This is a genomic window from Burkholderia sp. LMU1-1-1.1, assembly GCF_040675865.1.
GTDB lineage: Bacteria > Pseudomonadota > Gammaproteobacteria > Burkholderiales > Burkholderiaceae_D > Rugamonas.
Genome location: NZ_JBEGHG010000004.1, coordinates 146,596 through 163,442, shown reverse-complemented (window position 1 = coordinate 163,442; position 16,847 = coordinate 146,596). Strand labels below are relative to the sequence as shown.

Genomic DNA, 16,847 nt, shown 5'->3' with positions numbered 1-16,847 from the left:
GATGAACGCACCTGTTTCAAAGCCGTTGGCGGTCGCCATCATGGGACCGACGGCGTCCGGCAAGACCGCGTCGGCGCTGGCGATCGCGCAGCGCATCCCGTCCGAGATCATCTCCGTCGATTCGGCGCTGGTGTATCGCGGCATGGACATCGGCACCGCCAAACCCACGCGCGAGGAACGCGCCGCCGCGCCGCATCACCTGATCGACATCCTCGACCCGCTCGATGCGTATTCGGTGGCGCAGTTCCGCACCGATACCCTGCGGCTGGTCGACGAGATCGTCGCGCGTGGCAACCTGCCCCTGCTGGTCGGCGGCACCATGCTGTACTTCAAAGGGCTGGCCGATGGCCTGGACGACCTGCCGGGCGCGGATCCCGCCTTGCGTGTGGAACTGGAAGAGGACGCGGCGCGCATAGGCTGGCCGGCGATGCACGCCAGGCTGGCCGCGCTCGACCCGGAAACGGCGGCGCGGCTGGCCCCCAACGACGCCCAGCGCATCCAGCGCGCGCTGGAGATCTGCGCCCTGAGCGGCAAACCGATGTCGGAGCTGCTGGCGTTGCGAGAAAAGACCGAACTGCCGTTCGAGCTACTGTCGTTCGCGCTGGAGCCGTCAGACCGCGCGGTGCTGCACCACCGCATCGCGCGCCGCTTCGACATCATGCTGGAGGAATCGGAAGACGGCAATCTGATCACCGAGGTGGAAGTGCTGCGCCGGCGCGGCGACCTGCATCCGGGGCTGCCGTCGATGCGCTGCGTCGGCTACCGGCAGGCGTGGGAGTATCTGGACGGGACCATCGACTACGCGACCATGCGCGAGACCGGCATCATCGCCACGCGCCAGCTGGCCAAGCGCCAATTGACGTGGCTGCGCTCCATGCCGGAGCGCGTGGCGCTGGACTGCCTGGCGCCCGATCCGGCCGGCGCCATGCTGGCGCAAATCGCCGAAAAGCTGGGATAGACCGTTACGCCCGTCACGTGGTCGGCGGCGCCGTATCCATATAAATGATTTCCCACAGATGGCCGTCAAGGTCCTGGAAGCCGTGGCCGTACATGAAACCGTGATCCTGCGGCTCCTTGTACGCGCTGCCGCCGGCCTCGATCGCCTTGTTGACCAGCGCCGTCACCTGGTCGCGCGACGCCACCTGCAGGCATACCAGCACCTCGGTCGAGGTATGCGCGTCGCTGACCGGCTTGGGCGTGAAGGTCTTGAAGCGCTCCTCGGTCAGCAGCATGACGAAGATGTTCTCGGCGACGATCATGCAAGTGGCGCCCTCGTCCGTGTAATGCTGGTTGAACGAGTAGCCCAGATGGGTAAAGAACCGCACCGATTTCGGCAAGTCCCGCACAGGCAGATTCACAAAAATATTGGTGGCCATACCATCTCCATTTCGTTATACGCTGATAGTCCTGACATCAGGATACCAATATGCTAACGTTTTAGCGACAGCCACGCGCTTGCATGCACTTTTTTAGAAAAATCTTTGGCCCGCCCTTGACAGTCCAAAGTCCAACCCCGATAATGCTGGGCGTTGCAGGTGATATAGCTCAGTTGGTTAGAGCACAGCATTCATAATGCTGGGGTCGGTGGTTCAAGTCCACCTATCACCACCAAGAATTCGATAAGCCGCTGATCCGAAAGGTTCAGCGGCTTTTTCTTTGCCGGTCCGATCGCTCGGCACTCCGCGATGTGTTCAAGCGCGCGGCGGCACGACCCGGATACCAGCCGCCGCCAGCATTGCCGCAAAGGCTTGCTTGTCAGTGTCGTTAAACTTACAAGCCAACTCTATCCAAGTGATCGCACTGATAACGGCGTCGTTGTATGCCAGCAGCTCGTTAGTTGCCTCTTCAACGTTATTGAAGTGGTCAATCCAGCGGCGCGTCCGTCTTCTGGCTCGCCCAATAGCCAGAGTCCACATCGATATTTTCCAGCAGCGCGACGAAATTCGTGGCCTGGTTGCCCAGCAACTGGGCAAATTGCGACGACAGATTGCACTGCTTCTCCAGCAGCTTGGACATGGTGTTGGCCTGCCGCAGCTGCCCGTAGTCTTGCAGCAACACCGTGCAACCGGTGCGCCAATCCTTGCCCTGTAACTGCAGGCGGCGCACGATGGCCGCTTGTAGTTGCATCGACTCGCTCCAGACCTCGGGGTCCCACAGCCGCGTCGCCAGGGCCAGCGACAGGGCGCCGTTGTTGGCCATGTTCGCGGCATATTTTTTCGCCAGCCTGTGCGTGGTCAGCGCGTGGGCGACGGACGTCAGCGCGCTCGAGGCGAGCGCCTCGGACTCGGCTGCGGGGTCAGACGCGGCGCCGGCTTTCACGCCGACGGAAACGGGGAACTTGGTCATGACATCCTCCTGGTGGACTCAAGCGCAAAGGCGGTCGAGCATGGCGTGGATGGCCTTGATCTGGACCGCGTCACGCGAATAGAAAAGCGATTTGGCATCCTTGCTGCTATAGCCCCACCAATCCCAGCAACCGTCCGCCGCATACGATCCCAGTTGAACAATCTTCTCGCCCGCGCTTGCGTCCATCGTATGCCTCCTGTTTTATCTGTGGATGGATCGGCATCGATGTTCTAGCCGCGTAGAAATAGTATTGATCTATGCGGGGCAGGCTATTGAGATTGATCAAGATTTTACCGGGCGTTGCGGCGGCGCCTCACTCGAACCTTTCAAACGTCTCCCCCAGGAACTCGACAAAGGTCCTGATCCGCGCCGACAGCTGGTGCCGCTGCGGATAAACGGCGTAGATGTCGGCGTCGGGCGTGCGCAGGCCCGGCAGCACCTGCACCAGCCGCCCCGATTCCAGATAGCGCTCGATGTCCCACTCGGCGCGCATCAGGATGCCGTGGCCATCCAGCGCCCAGTTGACGGCGATCTCGCCGTCGTTGGTGGTCAGGTTGCCGCGCACCTTGACCGCCTGCGCGTCGCGCTCGGACTCACGGCCCGAGAACAAGCGCCACACGCCATACGCCTCGTCGCCCTGGCGGATGCAGATGCAGTTATGGCGCCTCAATTCAGCGGGCGATTTCGGTTCGCCGCGCTGCGCCAGGTACTTCGGCGAGGCGCACAACAGGCGCCGGTTCGGCGCCAGCCGCCTGGCGATCACGCGCGCATCGGACGGCGCGCCGAAGCGGATGCAGACGTCGAACTGGTCGTCGGTCAGCGCCGGCGGATCGACCGACAGTTGCAACTGCACGTCCACTTCGGGATAGCGCAGCACGTAGCGGGAAATCGCCGGCGCGATGTGCAACCGCCCGAAGCCCAGGGTGGCGTTGACCCGCAGCTGCCCTTTCGGCACGCCCTGCGAGGACGTCAACAGCTGATCGAGATCGGCGATCTCGCCCAGGATGCGGCGCGCGTGCTCCAGCAGCACTTCGCCCTCGGGCGTCATGCTCATGCGCCGGGTGGTGCGGTTCACCAGCGGCACGCCGACGCGCGCCTCGATGATGGCGAGGCGCTTGCTGACCGCCGATGTGGTGATGCCCAGTTCCCGCGCGGCGGCGCTCAGGCTGCCCGCGCTGGCCAGGGAAACGATGAAGCCCAATTCGGCCGGCTGGAATCCGCTGCTCATGGTCGATTGTGGAGTTTTAGGTTAACAATGGATTGAGTTTAGACCGTCAACGCGGCGCCGTCCACCCGTTAGAGTGGCTCCCACCCCCGCCATTTCAACAGGAGACAGCACATGAAGACCTATCACATCGCCACCATTCCAGGAGACGGCATCGGCAAGGAGGTCGTTCCCGCCGGCCGCCAGGTACTGGCCGCCCTCGCCGCCAACGGCAGCGCCTTCCGCTTCGAGTTCGAGGACTTCGACTGGGGCGGCGACTATTACCGCAAGCACGGCGTGATGATGCCGGCCGATGGCCTCGACGCCCTGCGCGGCAAGGACGCCATCCTGTTCGGTTCCGCCGGCGATCCCGACATCCCCGACCACATCACCCTGTGGGGCCTGCGCCTGAAGATCTGCCAGGGCTTCGACCAATACGCCAACGTGCGCCCCACCCGCATCCTGCCCGGCATCGACGGCCCGCTCAAGCGCTGCAAGCAGGAGGACCTGAACTGGGTCATCGTGCGCGAGAACTCGGAGGGCGAATACTCTGGCGTCGGCGGCCGCGTGCACCAGGGCCACCCGATCGAGGCGGCCACCGACGTCTCGATGATGACGCGCGTCGGCGTCGAACGCATCCTGCGCTTCGCCTTCAAGCTGGCGCAATCGCGCCCGCGCAAGCTGCTGACGGTCATCACCAAGAGCAACGCCCAGCGCCACGCGATGGTGATGTGGGACGAGATCGCGCTGGAAGTGTCGCGCGACTTCTCGGACGTCCAATGGGACAAGGAACTGGTGGACGCGGCCACCGCGCGCATGGTCAACCGCCCCGCCACGCTAGACACCATCGTCGCCACCAACCTGCACGCCGACATCCTGAGCGACCTGGCGGCGGCGCTGGCCGGCAGCCTGGGCATCGCGCCGACCGGGAACATCGATCCCGAGCGCCGCTACCCGTCGATGTTCGAACCGATCCACGGTTCCGCCTTCGACATCATGGGCAAGGGCCTGGCCAATCCGGTCGGCACCTTCTGGTCGGTGGTGATGCTGCTGGAGCATCTGGGCGAGCATGACGCGGCCGCTCGCGTGATGCGGGCGGTGGAAGCCGTCACCGCCGACCCCGCGCTGCACACGCGCGACCTCGGAGGCGCCGCCACCACCGCCCAGGTGACAGACGCCGTGTGCGCCATCCTCGGCGCCGAGGAGCGCCGCGCCGCCTAAGCCCCTCCCCGAGTCAGCGCCCCGACCGGCCATCAGAGCCCAGGCGGGGCGTGCCCGACGCAGCACAACATAACAGGAGACTCCACCATGTATAAGCGCTTCTTTGGAAAGCTATACGTCCAGGTCCTGATCGGCGTGATCGCCGGCGGGTTGCTGGGCTTTTTCCATCCACAACTGGGCACCGACTTCAAACCCCTCGGCGACGCCTTCATCCGCCTGATCAAAATGGTGTTCGCGCCCGTCATCTTCGCGATGGTGGTACTCGGCATCGCCAAGATGGAGAGCATGAAGGAACTGGGACGGGTCGGCGTGCGCGCCTTGATCTACTTCGAGGTGATGTCCACCTTCGCCCTGCTGCTGGGGCTCGTGGTGGTCAACGTCGCCAGGCCCGGCGCGGGCATGAACATCGACGTCAAGACGCTCGACACCTCCAGCATCGCCAACTACACGGCGGCGGCCAGCAAATCCGGCGGCTTCACCGACTTCCTGCTGCATATGATCCCCTCCAGCGTCATCGACGCGCTGGCCAAGAACGATATCCTGCAAATCCTGGTGTTCGCCACCATGTTCGGCATCGCGCTGTCGCACATGGGGCGCCGCGCCAAACCGGTGGTCGACTTCCTCGACGCCTTCTGCAACAGCATGTTCATCATGGTCACCATGATCATGCGCGTCGCGCCCCTGGCGGCGTTCGGCGCCATCGCCTTCACGGTCGGCAAATACGGACTCGGTTCACTGGTCTCGCTGGGCCAGCTGATGGGCAGCATGTACCTCACCTGCGCGGCGTTCGTGTTCGTGGTGCTGGGATTGGTGGCGCGCGTGTCGGGCTTCAGCCTGTGGAAGTTCCTGCGCTATATCAAGGAGGAGCTGTTCACCGTCCTGGGCACCAGTTCATCCGAATCGGTGGTGCCGCAGTTGATGCGCAAGCTGGAACATGTGGGCGTATCCAAGCCGGTGGTGGGCCTGGTGATACCGTCCGGCGTCACCTTCAACCCGGACGGCCAGTGCATCTACTACACGATGGCCGCCATCTTCATCGCCCAGGCCACCAATACGCCGCTGACCGTGACCGATCAACTGGTGGTGCTGGGGGTGCTGATGCTGACGTCCAAGGGTTCGGCTGGCGTGACCGGCTCCGGCTTCATCACGCTGGCGGCGACGCTCGCCTCGCTGGGCAACATCCCGGTCGCCGGCATGGTGCTGCTGCTCGGCGTGGACCGCTTCATGTCCGAAGCGCGCGCCATCACCAACACCATCGGCAACGCGGTGGGCACGATGGCGATCGCCCAATGGGTCGGCGCCTTGGACCGCGATCGCATGCACCGCGTGCTGAACGGCGAATCGACGGAAGAGGAATTGCGCGCGCTGTCGGCCCGGGATGAACCGGAGGACAGCGACCCGATAGACACCGGAAAACACGTAGGGCGGATTAGCGCAGCGTAATCGGCCATGAGCCGCCAGCGGCCCATGCGAAAATCACGAAGCGCGTCCGGACTTACTTGCCGATCACCTTCACCAGCTTCACCAACGCCTTGTCACTGGCGCTCAAACTCTGCGTGGCGTCGTTCCAGCGCAAGGTGGTGGTGGTCGCGCCCTTGCCTTTCTCGTAGTCGTAGCTGGCGCCATCGTCGTCATACAGGTTGAACTCCCCATCCTTGCCCGGGTAGACATGGATGGCGGTGATCGCCTGCTTGGTCGCCGTCGACTGGATGTCCGCACCGACCGGCACGATCGATCCGGCCTTGACGAACACCGGTATCCGCTCGATCGGCGCCGCCACCTTGACCCACTGGCCGCCGCTGAATTTCTGGTTGGTCCAGTAGTCGTACCAATCGGCGCCCGCCGGCAGATAGACATCCTTTTGCGTCTGTCCCTGCTCGGTCACCGGCGCCACCAGGAAGGCCGGGCCGAACATGTATTCGGTGCCGATATTGGCGACATTCGGATCGCCGGCGAAGTCCATCCACAGCGGCCGCATGAAAGGCGCGCCGGTGTCGTAGGTGGTCTTGGCGCTCGAATACAGATACGGAATCAGCCGATAGCGCAGACGGTCGTAGTCGGCCAGGATGGTCTCGGCCGCGCGGCCGAAGGACCACAGCTCATTGGCCTTGCGGTCGCCGTGCACGCGCAATGTCGGCAGGAAGGTACCGTACTGGAACCAGCGCGTGAACAACTCGGGATAGTCGTGATACTGGCCGATCACGTCGCGCGCGTCGGACGGATCGAGCAGCGGCGCCTTGGTGGCCGTGGTGGTCTGCGGCAGTCCCTGCCAGCCGCCGATGTCGTTGCCCCAGTAGGCGATGCCGGACGCGGTCATGTTCAAGCCGGTCGGAATCTGGCGCGCCAGCGCTTCCCAGCTTGGATGGATGTCCGAGGACCAGAACAACGCGCCGGTGCGCTGCGAACCGAGATACGCGGCGCGCGACAGGATCAGCACGCGCTTGTTCGGCTTCCAGGCGCGCATACCCTGCGCCACGCCTTCCACGTGCAGCAGCGGGAACAGGTTGTGATAGCGGTCGCCCGAACCGATCGAGTAGAAGAAGCCGTCCGGCACCAGGTCAGGCTCGGTCTCGTCGAGCCATGGATAATCGAAGCCGCGCGACAGGATATTGTCGCGCGCCTTTTGCCAGAACCATGCGCGCGCGGCCGGATTGGTCGGGTCGATCAAGCCGCCGGTGCGGTCGGAGCGGAACGGCAGGCCGTCGACGGTCTTGCCGTCCTTGTCCTTGAGCAGATAGCCCTTGGCATCGAGTTCGTTGAAGTAGCGGCCCGACGTCTCGTAGCGCGGCCAGATCGAGATGATCGACTGCATGCCCATGTCGTGCAGCTGCTTGTTCATGCCGTCCGGGTCCGGGAACTCGGCCGGGTTGATGTCCATCTGGCCCATGCGCGTCCAGTAGAACCAGTCCAGCACCATCACGTCCAGCGGGTACTTCTTCTCGCGGTAGGTCTTGGCCACGCGCAGCATCAGGTCCTGGCTGTCGTAGCGCGCCTTGGACTGGATCAGGCCAAACGCCGCCTTCGGAGGGATCGGCGTTTTGCCGGTCAAGCGCGCATAGCCCGAATACAGCGCCTCGGGCTTGTCGCCGGTGATGACGAAGAAGCTGACGCGCTCCCCCACCTTGGACTGGAACACCGTGCGGCCGTTGATACCGGCGACGAAACGCGTGGCCGACGGGTTGTCCCAGACGATGCCATAGGACTTGGAGCTGACCATGAACGGCACGCAGACCGTCTCGCCGGCCGGCGCGTCGTACCAGTGGGCGCAGTCGATGGTGCGGCCGCGCAGGTCCAGCGCGCCCGTCGATTCCTGGTTCTGGCCCATGCCGTAGTAATGCTCGTCGGCCGGCGCGGCGAAGGCGGCGCCCACCTGGTAGGTCTTTTCGGTGTTGACCGTCTGCGGCGACATCTCCCAGCTGTTCATGCTGAGGATGGTCTCGCCCTTGGCGTTCTTGACTTGAAGGCCGACCGGCGCCAGTTGCGGCGCGAAGTACTTCTCCCCGGTGCTCGGCACGCGCGGCGCCGGCGCGGCGTTGACATGCAGCGTCAGCGCGGGCGAGGCGAAGGTGTCGCCGTCGGCGCCGGCCGTGTGCTTGAAGGCGCTGGCGTCCGCGTGCTCGGCGATGATGCCATAACCCGGCGCCTTGAGCGCTTCGGCCTTGTCGGCGGCGATGGAGACGTGGACGATGTTCGGGCCATAGGCTTGCACCGCTACCCAGGCGCCGCTGCGATCGAGGGTGACGAGGGGCGCGGCATGGACGGCGCAGGTGAAGGAGACGGTGAAGGCGAAGGCAAGCACCGTCGACGCGGGGCGGAGTGAAAGCAGTTTCATGGGACGGTTCCTGTGATTACAGGCGGATAATTTTGTATTGATCACAACGGTGTCGCAAGTGCGAAAATCACCAAACGGCCGACTGAAATTTACCGTCCGGCGCGCGGCGGGCGCCTGGGGCGAATCATCGCCGTGGTCGAAGCGTCAGTTTTTTTCCACAAGTCGTATAGAAAAATTGCGTCCGCCTATACGAAGTGGGAATAGCACCACGCGAAAATAATCATCTTGGTGATTGTTTGTGACTTTTATGACAATTCCCTACTCGACCTTGCAAGTCACCCGCTCCCCCTCGCCCCACGCGCCAAGAGGGAAACCGCCGAATTCTTCCCCTGCGGAAACCGTTTAACTTCCGGTCGACGGCCCCCCGGCCGCAGGTTGCTCAGTGTTTGCTAAGTGACTAGTCTTGACTCTGCCAGGCAAGAGACGGCCTAGGCGACCCAGAAATCAAACACTGAGGATAAAAATGAAAAAGAAGACATTGGAGACGATGGTGGCGTTGGCGCTGGCCGCCATGTACACCCCGGGGGTGTTGGCACAGGAGACGCCGGCAACCGCCAGCGGTGAAGCAGCCCCCCCTTCGACCACCCCGGCCGCCCCACCCGCCGCCCAGGACAAAGTCGAAACCGTGGTCGTCACCGGTTTCCGCTCCAGCCTCCAGAAGGCGCTCAACCTCAAAGCCCAGGCCATCGGCGTACGCGATTCCATCGTCGCCGAGGACATCGGCAAATTCCCGGAGGCGAACGTCGCCGAATCGCTGCAGCGCGTGCCGGGCGTGATCCTGAACCGCGACGAATCGTCCGGCGAAGGCCAGCGCATCTCGATCCGAGGCCTGCCGACCGACTACTCGGTCACCACCCTGAACGGCGCGCCGGTCAACACCACGTCGACATCGACCATCGGCAGCGCCGCGCGCGGCTTCAACTACGATGTGTTCGCGTCCGAACTGTTCGGCCGCGTCGACTTCTACAAATCGCCGCTGGCCGAGTTGACCGAAGGCGGCCTCGGTGGCGTGGTCGATCTGCAGACCCCGCGCCCGTTCGACAATCCCAAGCGCACCATCCGCTACGGCCTGACCGACACCTACAACACCGCCTCCAAGCACCATGATCCGAACGGCTTCGTGCTGTACTCGAACACCTGGGACAAGCTGGGCTTCCTGATCGGCGCCTCGCACTCGGGCAGCGTCAACACCCGCTCCGGCTTCGAGGCGACGGGCGGCTACAACAGCTCCTTCAACGGCAGCCAGAGCCCCGTGAAAGGCAATTTCGCGCTGACCCTGGACTACGACGATCCGCGCGCCAACCTGTCCGGCTATACCCGCGACCAGATCGACAAGGCCCTGCTGCCGCGCATCTACCGCTTCTACGGCTCGCAAAACGAGCGCACCCGCGACGGTCTGGTGTCGTCGCTGCAGTGGAAGACGCCGACCCTCAACCTCAGTCTCGACACGATGTACTCGAAGCTGGAGAACACCCGCGAGGAAACCCTGTTCGGCATCCTGGTGCGCAGCACCAAGACCAGCAACCGCGCCTTGCCGGCCGGCGCCAACGGCAACAACGGCCTGATTCCGGTCAATGTGCACATCGACCCGGCCACCAACCTGCTGACCGGCACCTTCGCCAACACCACCTACAACGCCGGCGCCGGCTACACCAAGGACGAAACCGAATTCGGTTACGGCGCCTTGAACGGCAGCTGGAAGGTCAGCGACAAACTGACCTTGACCGGCCAGGCCAGCTTAAACCAGAGCAGCGCCACCAGCGCGACCGGCCAGTTGTCGGGCTTTATCTACGGCGCGCAATCGACTATCGACTACGGCAGCGACCATGTCTACCCTTCGATCTCGTCGCCGACCAGCTACACCGATCCGAATAACTGGAGCGGTTTCGCCGTCAGCACCGGCTGGACCAAGGAAACCGACAAGGGCAAGCAGGCGCGCGTGGTCGCCGACTGGGACTACGACCTGCCCGGCGAATGGACCGGCCACCTGAAAGCCGGCCTGACCTTCGTCTCGACCACCAAGGGCGTCAACAAGCGTAACGGCACCTCGCTGGCGACGGCGAAGTTGAACAGCATCGGCGCCGCCGGCATGCGAAACGGCATGACCAGCAACCTGCCCATCGATAACCTGGACTTCGGCGCCGGCTGGCCGCACTCGTGGAGCACGTGGGACAGCAACTACTTCTACTCGCAGTTCGATCCGAACACCTACAATCCGCAATCGGCGTTCACGCCTTCGCAAAGCTTCACCGCGCAGGAGGATGTCAAGACCGCGTTCGTGCAGTCCGACTTCAAGGGCCAGGTCGCCGACCACGAATTGCGCATCAACGCCGGCGTGCGCTTCTCCGGCACCGACACCAAGATCGACAACTTCAAACAGCAGGGCGCAAGCCTGGCGTACTCGCCGAACCATGAACAAGGCTCGTACAGCAATGTGCTGCCGGCCATCAGCGGCGCGTTCGACCTGACCGAGAACCTGATGTGGCGCGCCTCGTGGGGCAAGACCATCACGCGCGCCTCGCTGTCCGTGATCGCCGCGCAGACCGTGATCCCCAACCAGTTCGACAACACCGCCACCTCGGGCAACCCCAACCTGCGCCCGCAGCAGTCGAAGAACCTGGACACCAGCCTGGAATGGTACTTCTCGCCCGGCAGCCTGCTGTCGGCGGCCTACTTCAAGAAGGAGCTGACCGACGCCACCGTCGCCAACACGCAGATCGTCACCTTCGGCTCACTGGGCTTGCCCGACACCGCGCTCGGCCCGTTGTTCCAGGACGCCAGCGGACGTGTCGACCCGAACCTGGCGATGACACTGCGCAGCTACACCAACGCCGGCCGCCAGACCCTCAAAGGCTACGAGCTGGCCTACCAGCAGGCGTTCAGCTTCCTGCCGGCGCCATTCAACGGCATGGGCGCGCTGGCCAGCTACACGCACATCGATCCGTTCAACAGCGCCAAATGGATCACCAACGCGGGCAAGGAGATCGAGGTCAACTCGGTGCCGAAGTACGCCTACAGCACCACGCTGTATTTCGAGAACGGTCCGATCGCGATGCGCATGTCCTATAACTACAAGGGCAAGTCGCTACACGGCGACAACCCGCGCAATCTGGGCGACGATTTGATACGCTGGCGCGCCGGCCGGGGCTACCTCGACGCCAACATCAGCTACAAGATCAGCGAGAAGCTGGAGTTCCGCATCGACGCGCTCAACCTGAGCAACACGCTGGCCTACGATTATTTCGAGGACGCGACCGGCCAGTACGGCAGCGGCAAGAAGACACGGATGGACTATGCGAAGTATGATGGCCGCACCATCAAATTCGGCATCCGCGGAAAACTCTAAGGGACAAGCACCAACCTATGATGAAACGACTCTTCGCAACCGGCGCGATCGCGCTGGGTTTGGCCGGCTGCGGCACCCTGCCGCCGCCGGCGGTCGACACTTCCGAGCAGGAAGTCGTCGCCATTATCAACAAGGTCAACGACTACTGGCAGCAACGCGAAACGCCGCAAAAGTGGGCGTTCTGGGATATCGCCGCCTACCACACCGGCAATATGGAGGCCTACAAAATCACCGGCAATCCGCGCTACCGCCAGTATTCCGAGGACTGGGCCATCCACAACCAGTGGCAGGGCGCGAAGTCCACCGACAAGACCAAATGGAAGTACCAATACGGCGAGACCGACGAACATGTGCTGTTCGGCGACTGGCAGATCTGCTTCCAGACCTATGTCGACCTGTATCAGCTGGACAAGGTCAAGGACCCGCGCAAGATCGCCCGCGCCCGCGAGGTGATGGAACACCAGATGGGCACCGCGCAAAAGGACTACTGGTGGTGGTCGGACGGCTTGTACATGGTGATGCCGGTGATGACCAAGCTGTATAACGTCACGGGCGAGCGCAAGTACCTCGACAAGCTGCACGAGTATTTCGACTATTCGAACAGCATCATGTACGACAGCGAAGAGCGGCTCTACTACCGCGACGCGCGCTACGTCTATCCGAAGCACAAGAGCGTCAACGGCAAGAAGGACTTCTGGTCGCGCGGCGACGGCTGGGTGTTCGCCGGCCTGGCCAAGGTACTCAACGATCTGCCGAAGGACGATGCCCACCGCGCCGACTACGTGGCCAAGTTCAAGGGCATGGCGCAGGCGCTGAAGAAGGCGCAATCGGACGAAGGCTACTGGACCCGCAGCCTGCTCGATCCCGCGCACGCGCCGGGACCGGAAACCAGCGGCACCGCGTTCTTCGTCTACGGCTACCTGTGGGGCATCAATAACGGCGTGCTCGATCGCGACGAGTACCTGCCGACGGTGCGCAAGGGCTGGAACTTCCTGAGCAAGACGGCGCTGCAGCCGGACGGCCGGATCGGCTATGTGCAGCCGATCGGCGACCGCGCGATTCCTGGACAGGTGGTCGATCAGAACTCGACCACGCCGTTCGGGGTGGGCGCGTATCTGCTGGCGTCCTCCGAAATGGTAAGGCTGCTGAAAAAATAAGAACGGAGACATGATGGAACGACGCAATTTCATACAGGCCGTGATGGCCGGTTCGGCCGCCAGCGCCACCCTGGGCGCGCAAAGCGCGATCGCCGCGACGCCGGCAGCAGGATCGGCGTCGGCGGCCGGCGCCGACGGCAAGACCGCGCGCGCCCAACTGGCCGCGCTGGCGCAGAAGATGACCGAACCGGTGCTGGCCAATATGGCGGCCGGCACGCTGAAGAAAAACTTCGCGCTGGAAGTCAGCCCGACCTGGGACGGCCGCGACAAGGGCGTGGCCTATCTGGAGTGCTTCGGCCGGCTGATCGCCGGCGTCGCGCCGTGGCTGGCGTTGGCGGACGACGGCACGCCGGAGGGCCGCACCCGCAAGCGCCTGCACCAACTGGCGCTGCAAAGCTATACCAACTCGGTCGATCCTGCCAATCCCGACTACCTGCTGTGGAAGGGCCCCGGCCAGACGCTGGTCGATTCGGCCTACTTCACCAACGCCCTGATCCGCGCGCCGAAGGCGCTGTGGGAGCCGCTCGACGCCAAGACCAAGCAGCGCATCATCGCCGAGATCAAGTCGCTGCGCCGCATCGAGCCGCCGTACATCAACTGGATGCTGTTCGCCGCCATGAACGAAGCCTGGCTGATGTCGATCGGCGAGGAGTTCGACCCGCTGCGCATGAACGTCGCCATCCGCAAAATCAACGAATGGTACGTGGGCGACGGCTGGATCAAGGACGGCGACGCCTTCCACTTCGACTACTACAACGCCTTCGTCATGCACCCGATGCTGGTGGAGATACTCGACGTGCTCGATCAGAAAAAGGGTGCGTTCTGGAACGGCAAGCCGGAGGAGTTGCGCGCGCAGGCGGTCAAGCGCATGCAGCGCTACAGCGAGCACCTGGAGCGCTTCATCTCCACCGACGGCAGCTTCCCGCCGATCGGCCGCTCGCTGACCTACCGCACGGCGGCCTTCCAGCCGCTGGCACTGCTGGCGTTGCGCAAACAGCTGCCGGCCAGCCTGCCGGAGGGCCAGATCCGCGCCGCGTTGCAGGCGGTGCACAAGGCCGTTTGGAGCGCGCCCGGCAACTTCACCAGGGACGGCTACCTGACCATCGGCTTCGTCGGCCACCAGCCGGAGCTGGGCGACTGGTACTCCAACAACGGCAGCATGTACATCGCCTCGGCCAGCCTGCTGCCATTGGGCCTGCCGGAGAGCGACAGCTACTGGACCTCGGCGCCGCAGGACTGGACCCAGAAGAAGGCCTTCGCCGGCGCCCGTTTCCCTAAAGATTACCCAGTCAACTACTGATCCTATGACCACATATTCCGTAACACGCCGCGGCGTGCTGCGCGGCGCCAGCGCCGCCATGGGCAGCCTGCTGCTGCCGGTGGCCGCCCAGGTGCATGCCGCCGCCTCCGCGCGCTTCGCCATCGGCGACAGCGATTTCCTCCTCGACGGCCAACGCCTGCAGATCCGCTGCGGCGAAATGCACTTCGCCCGCGTGCCGCGCGAATACTGGACGCACCGCCTGAAGGCCATCAAGGCCATGGGCCTGAACACCGTCTGCGCCTACCTGTTCTGGAACTACCACGAATGGCGCGAGGGTAAATTCGATTGGGCCGGCCAGCGCGACGCGGCCGAATTCTGCCGCCTGGCCCAGGCCGAGGGCCTGTGGGTGATCCTGCGTCCCGGTCCCTATGCCTGCGCCGAGTGGGAAATGGGCGGCCTGCCATGGTGGCTGCTGAAAAAACCGGGCGACAGTTTCCTGCGCACGCGCGACGCCAACTACATGACGCCGGCCAAGCGCTGGATGAAGGAAGTCGGCCGCGCGCTCGGCCCGCAGCAGATCACCAAGGGCGGCCCCATCCTGATGGTACAGGTCGAGAACGAATACGGCTTCTTCGGCGAAGACCTCGATTACATGCGCGAGATGCGCCAGGGGCTGCTGGACGCCGGTTTCGACGTCCCCCTGTTCCAGTGCAATCCAACCAACGCCGTCGCCAAGACCCATTTGAAGGAGCTGTTCTCGGTGGCGAACTTCGGCAGCGATCCGGCGGCCGGCTTCAAGGTGCTGGACCAGGTGCAGAAAGGGCCGCGCATGTGCGGCGAATACTACTCCGGCTGGTTCGACACCTGGGGTGCGCCGCACCGCCGCGGCTCGGCCGCCGGCGCGGTGGCCGACATCCAGACCATGCTCAAGGCGAACGGCTCCTTCAGCCTGTACATGGCGCACGGCGGCACCACCTTCGGCCTGTGGGGCGGCTGCGACCGCCCCTTCCGTCCGGACACCACCAGCTACGACTACGACGCGCCGATCAGCGAAGCCGGATGGACCGGCGAGAAATTCCAGGCCTACCGCGACGGCATGAAGCCCTACCTGATGGCCGGCGAAACGCTGCCGCCGCCACCGCCGCAAAACCCGCTGATCGCCATCGCGCCGTTCACGATGAAGCAGTCGGCGTCGGTGTCCTCGGCGCTGCCGGCCGACGCCATCAAGGCCGTCTCGCCGCAGCCGATCGAACAGTACGACATCAGCCGGGGTCTCGTGTCCTACCGCGTCACCCTGCCCGCCGGTCCCGCCGGCACGCTGGAAGCGGCCAAGGTGCGCGACCTGGCCTGGATCTACGTCGACGGCAAGCAGGTCGGCACCATGGACACGCGCTACCGCCGCTTCAAGGTCGACCTGCCGGCGCGCAGCCGCCCGGCGACGCTGGAGATCCTGCTCTACACCATCGCCCGCGTCAATTTCGGCGTCGAGATCCACGACCGCAAGGGCATGCACGGGCCGGTGCGTTTCGCCGGACAGCCGCTGGAAAACTGGGAAATCCGCGCCATCGACTTCGACGCCGACGGCGTGCTGCCGCCGCTGGCGTGGAAAACCGGCCGCGCCAAGGGTCCGGCCTTCTGGCGCGGCGACTTCGACGCGCCGCAAACCGGCGACACCTTCCTGGACATGTCGAGCTGGGGCCAGGGCGTGGTGTGGGTCAACGGCCGCTGCCTGGGACGCTACTGGAACATCGGGCCGACGCAGACCATGTACCTGCCCGGCCCCTGGATCAAGCGTGGCCGCAACGAGGTGGTGGTGCTGGACCTGACCGGGCCGCAAAGCGCGCGCATCGCCGGCCTGAAGGCGCCGATCCTCGACAAGCTGCGGCCCGAACTCGATCTGGCCCGGCCGCCCAACAACGACAAGCCGGCGCTGGACGGCGTCAAGCCGGCGCACGAAGGCGAATTCCAGAACGGCGCCGCGACCCAGGATGTCAAGTTCGCGCAGGCCGTCAGCGGCCGCCAGGTGTGCCTGGAGTCGCTCGACGCCTTCGACGGCAAGCAGTTCGCCGCCATCGCCGAACTGGCGCTGCTTGGCCCGGACGGCAAGACGCTGAACCAGTCCAACTGGACCATCGCCTATGTCAGCAGCGAGGAGCGCACCAGGGAGGACGGCTCGGCGCTCAACGCCATCAACGGCCAGGCCACGGACTTCTGGCATAGCGCCTACAGCGGCAAGGCGCCGCACCCGGCCCACCCGCACCGCATCATCCTCGACCTGGGCCAAACGGACACGGTGGCCGGCTTGCGCTATACGCCGCGCCAGGGTGCCGAAGGGGTGACCGGCCGCATACGCCACTACCGCGTCTATGTGGGGGGGCAGCTGGTCAAAACCGGCTGACCGGCAAACGGCCAATCGGCCATGCATGCGTCGCCAACGACACCGATTACGCTACGCTAAGCCACACTACGCGCATGCAAGC

General features: G+C 64.3%; 12 protein-coding genes and 1 tRNA gene. 8 read left to right on the top strand and 5 right to left on the bottom strand.

What is annotated here, in order from left to right:
* Position 1 precedes the first annotated feature (1 nt).
* On the top strand, positions 2-958 hold the full coding sequence (miaA, locus tag MRBLMU1_RS05500; RefSeq protein ID WP_363498198.1) for a tRNA (adenosine(37)-N6)-dimethylallyltransferase MiaA: 957 nt from the start codon (positions 2-4) through the stop codon (positions 956-958).
* Positions 959-971: 13 nt separating this feature from the next.
* On the opposite strand, the gene MRBLMU1_RS05495 is transcribed toward miaA, so the two are convergent.
* The gene (locus MRBLMU1_RS05495) at positions 972-1,376 is read right to left on the bottom strand and encodes a VOC family protein (RefSeq protein WP_363498195.1); all 405 of its coding nucleotides are present in this window, start codon (positions 1,374-1,376) and stop codon (positions 972-974) included.
* 158 nt (positions 1,377-1,534) lie between these two features.
* Between MRBLMU1_RS05495 and MRBLMU1_RS05490 the strand changes: the two genes are divergently transcribed.
* A tRNA-Met gene (locus MRBLMU1_RS05490) sits at positions 1,535-1,611 on the top strand.
* 252 nt (positions 1,612-1,863) lie between these two features.
* Here MRBLMU1_RS05490 and MRBLMU1_RS05485 read toward each other — a convergent pair.
* From MRBLMU1_RS05485 to MRBLMU1_RS05475, 3 genes are all read right to left on the bottom strand, one after another.
* A complete protein-coding gene (locus MRBLMU1_RS05485; RefSeq protein WP_363498192.1) occupies positions 1,864-2,346 on the bottom strand; it encodes a hypothetical protein in 483 nt (160 codons plus the stop codon).
* Between the two features lie 18 nt (positions 2,347-2,364).
* Positions 2,365-2,532, bottom strand: coding sequence for a hypothetical protein (locus MRBLMU1_RS05480; protein ID WP_363498189.1), 168 nt, complete (start codon positions 2,530-2,532; stop codon positions 2,365-2,367).
* A 127-nt stretch (positions 2,533-2,659) separates the two neighbouring features.
* Entirely contained in the window at positions 2,660-3,574 is a 915-nt protein-coding gene (locus MRBLMU1_RS05475) for a LysR substrate-binding domain-containing protein (protein WP_363498186.1), read from the bottom strand.
* Positions 3,575-3,685: 111 nt separating this feature from the next.
* On the opposite strand from MRBLMU1_RS05475, the gene MRBLMU1_RS05470 reads away from it, so the two are divergent.
* A complete protein-coding gene (locus MRBLMU1_RS05470; RefSeq protein ID WP_363498183.1) occupies positions 3,686-4,771 on the top strand; it encodes a tartrate dehydrogenase in 1,086 nt (361 codons plus the stop codon).
* An 87-nt stretch (positions 4,772-4,858) separates the two neighbouring features.
* On the top strand, positions 4,859-6,214 hold the full coding sequence (locus MRBLMU1_RS05465) for a dicarboxylate/amino acid:cation symporter (protein WP_363498180.1): 1,356 nt from the start codon (positions 4,859-4,861) through the stop codon (positions 6,212-6,214).
* Positions 6,215-6,266: 52 nt separating this feature from the next.
* Here the strand turns inward: MRBLMU1_RS05465 and MRBLMU1_RS05460 are convergent, their stop codons facing one another.
* Positions 6,267-8,603, bottom strand: a complete 2,337-nt coding sequence (locus MRBLMU1_RS05460; RefSeq protein ID WP_363498177.1) for a glycoside hydrolase family 31 protein — start codon at positions 8,601-8,603, stop codon at positions 6,267-6,269.
* A 463-nt stretch (positions 8,604-9,066) separates the two neighbouring features.
* On the opposite strand from MRBLMU1_RS05460, the gene MRBLMU1_RS05455 reads away from it, so the two are divergent.
* From MRBLMU1_RS05455 to MRBLMU1_RS05440, 4 genes are read left to right on the top strand one after another with little or no spacing between them, the layout of a single operon-like run.
* Complete coding sequence (locus MRBLMU1_RS05455; protein ID WP_363498174.1) at positions 9,067-11,949, top strand: TonB-dependent receptor; 2,883 nt, start codon at positions 9,067-9,069, stop codon at positions 11,947-11,949.
* A gap of 17 nt (positions 11,950-11,966) precedes the next feature.
* A complete protein-coding gene (locus tag MRBLMU1_RS05450; RefSeq protein WP_363498171.1) occupies positions 11,967-13,106 on the top strand; it encodes a glycoside hydrolase family 88 protein in 1,140 nt (379 codons plus the stop codon).
* Between the two features lie 10 nt (positions 13,107-13,116).
* Positions 13,117-14,406, top strand: coding sequence for a DUF2264 domain-containing protein (locus MRBLMU1_RS05445; protein ID WP_363498168.1), 1,290 nt, complete (start codon positions 13,117-13,119; stop codon positions 14,404-14,406).
* A 4-nt stretch (positions 14,407-14,410) separates the two neighbouring features.
* Positions 14,411-16,765, top strand: coding sequence for a beta-galactosidase (locus MRBLMU1_RS05440; protein ID WP_363498165.1), 2,355 nt, complete (start codon positions 14,411-14,413; stop codon positions 16,763-16,765).
* The last annotated feature ends 82 nt before the right edge of the window (positions 16,766-16,847 follow it).

Coding starts and splice junctions, on each gene's coding strand:
- MRBLMU1_RS05470 (WP_363498183.1), top strand. CDS start 3,686: ATGAAGACCTATCACATCGCCACCATTCCAGGAGACGGCATCGGCAAG.
- MRBLMU1_RS05455 (WP_363498174.1), top strand. CDS start 9,067: ATGAAAAAGAAGACATTGGAGACGATGGTGGCGTTGGCGCTGGCCGCC.
- MRBLMU1_RS05440 (WP_363498165.1), top strand. CDS start 14,411: ATGACCACATATTCCGTAACACGCCGCGGCGTGCTGCGCGGCGCCAGC.
- MRBLMU1_RS05495 (WP_363498195.1), bottom strand. CDS start 1,376: ATGGCCACCAATATTTTTGTGAATCTGCCTGTGCGGGACTTGCCGAAA.
- MRBLMU1_RS05480 (WP_363498189.1), bottom strand. CDS start 2,532: ATGGACGCAAGCGCGGGCGAGAAGATTGTTCAACTGGGATCGTATGCG.
- MRBLMU1_RS05450 (WP_363498171.1), top strand. CDS start 11,967: ATGATGAAACGACTCTTCGCAACCGGCGCGATCGCGCTGGGTTTGGCC.
- MRBLMU1_RS05485 (WP_363498192.1), bottom strand. CDS start 2,346: ATGACCAAGTTCCCCGTTTCCGTCGGCGTGAAAGCCGGCGCCGCGTCT.
- miaA (WP_363498198.1), top strand. CDS start 2: ATGAACGCACCTGTTTCAAAGCCGTTGGCGGTCGCCATCATGGGACCG.
- MRBLMU1_RS05475 (WP_363498186.1), bottom strand. CDS start 3,574: ATGAGCAGCGGATTCCAGCCGGCCGAATTGGGCTTCATCGTTTCCCTG.
- MRBLMU1_RS05445 (WP_363498168.1), top strand. CDS start 13,117: ATGATGGAACGACGCAATTTCATACAGGCCGTGATGGCCGGTTCGGCC.
- MRBLMU1_RS05460 (WP_363498177.1), bottom strand. CDS start 8,603: ATGAAACTGCTTTCACTCCGCCCCGCGTCGACGGTGCTTGCCTTCGCC.
- MRBLMU1_RS05465 (WP_363498180.1), top strand. CDS start 4,859: ATGTATAAGCGCTTCTTTGGAAAGCTATACGTCCAGGTCCTGATCGGC.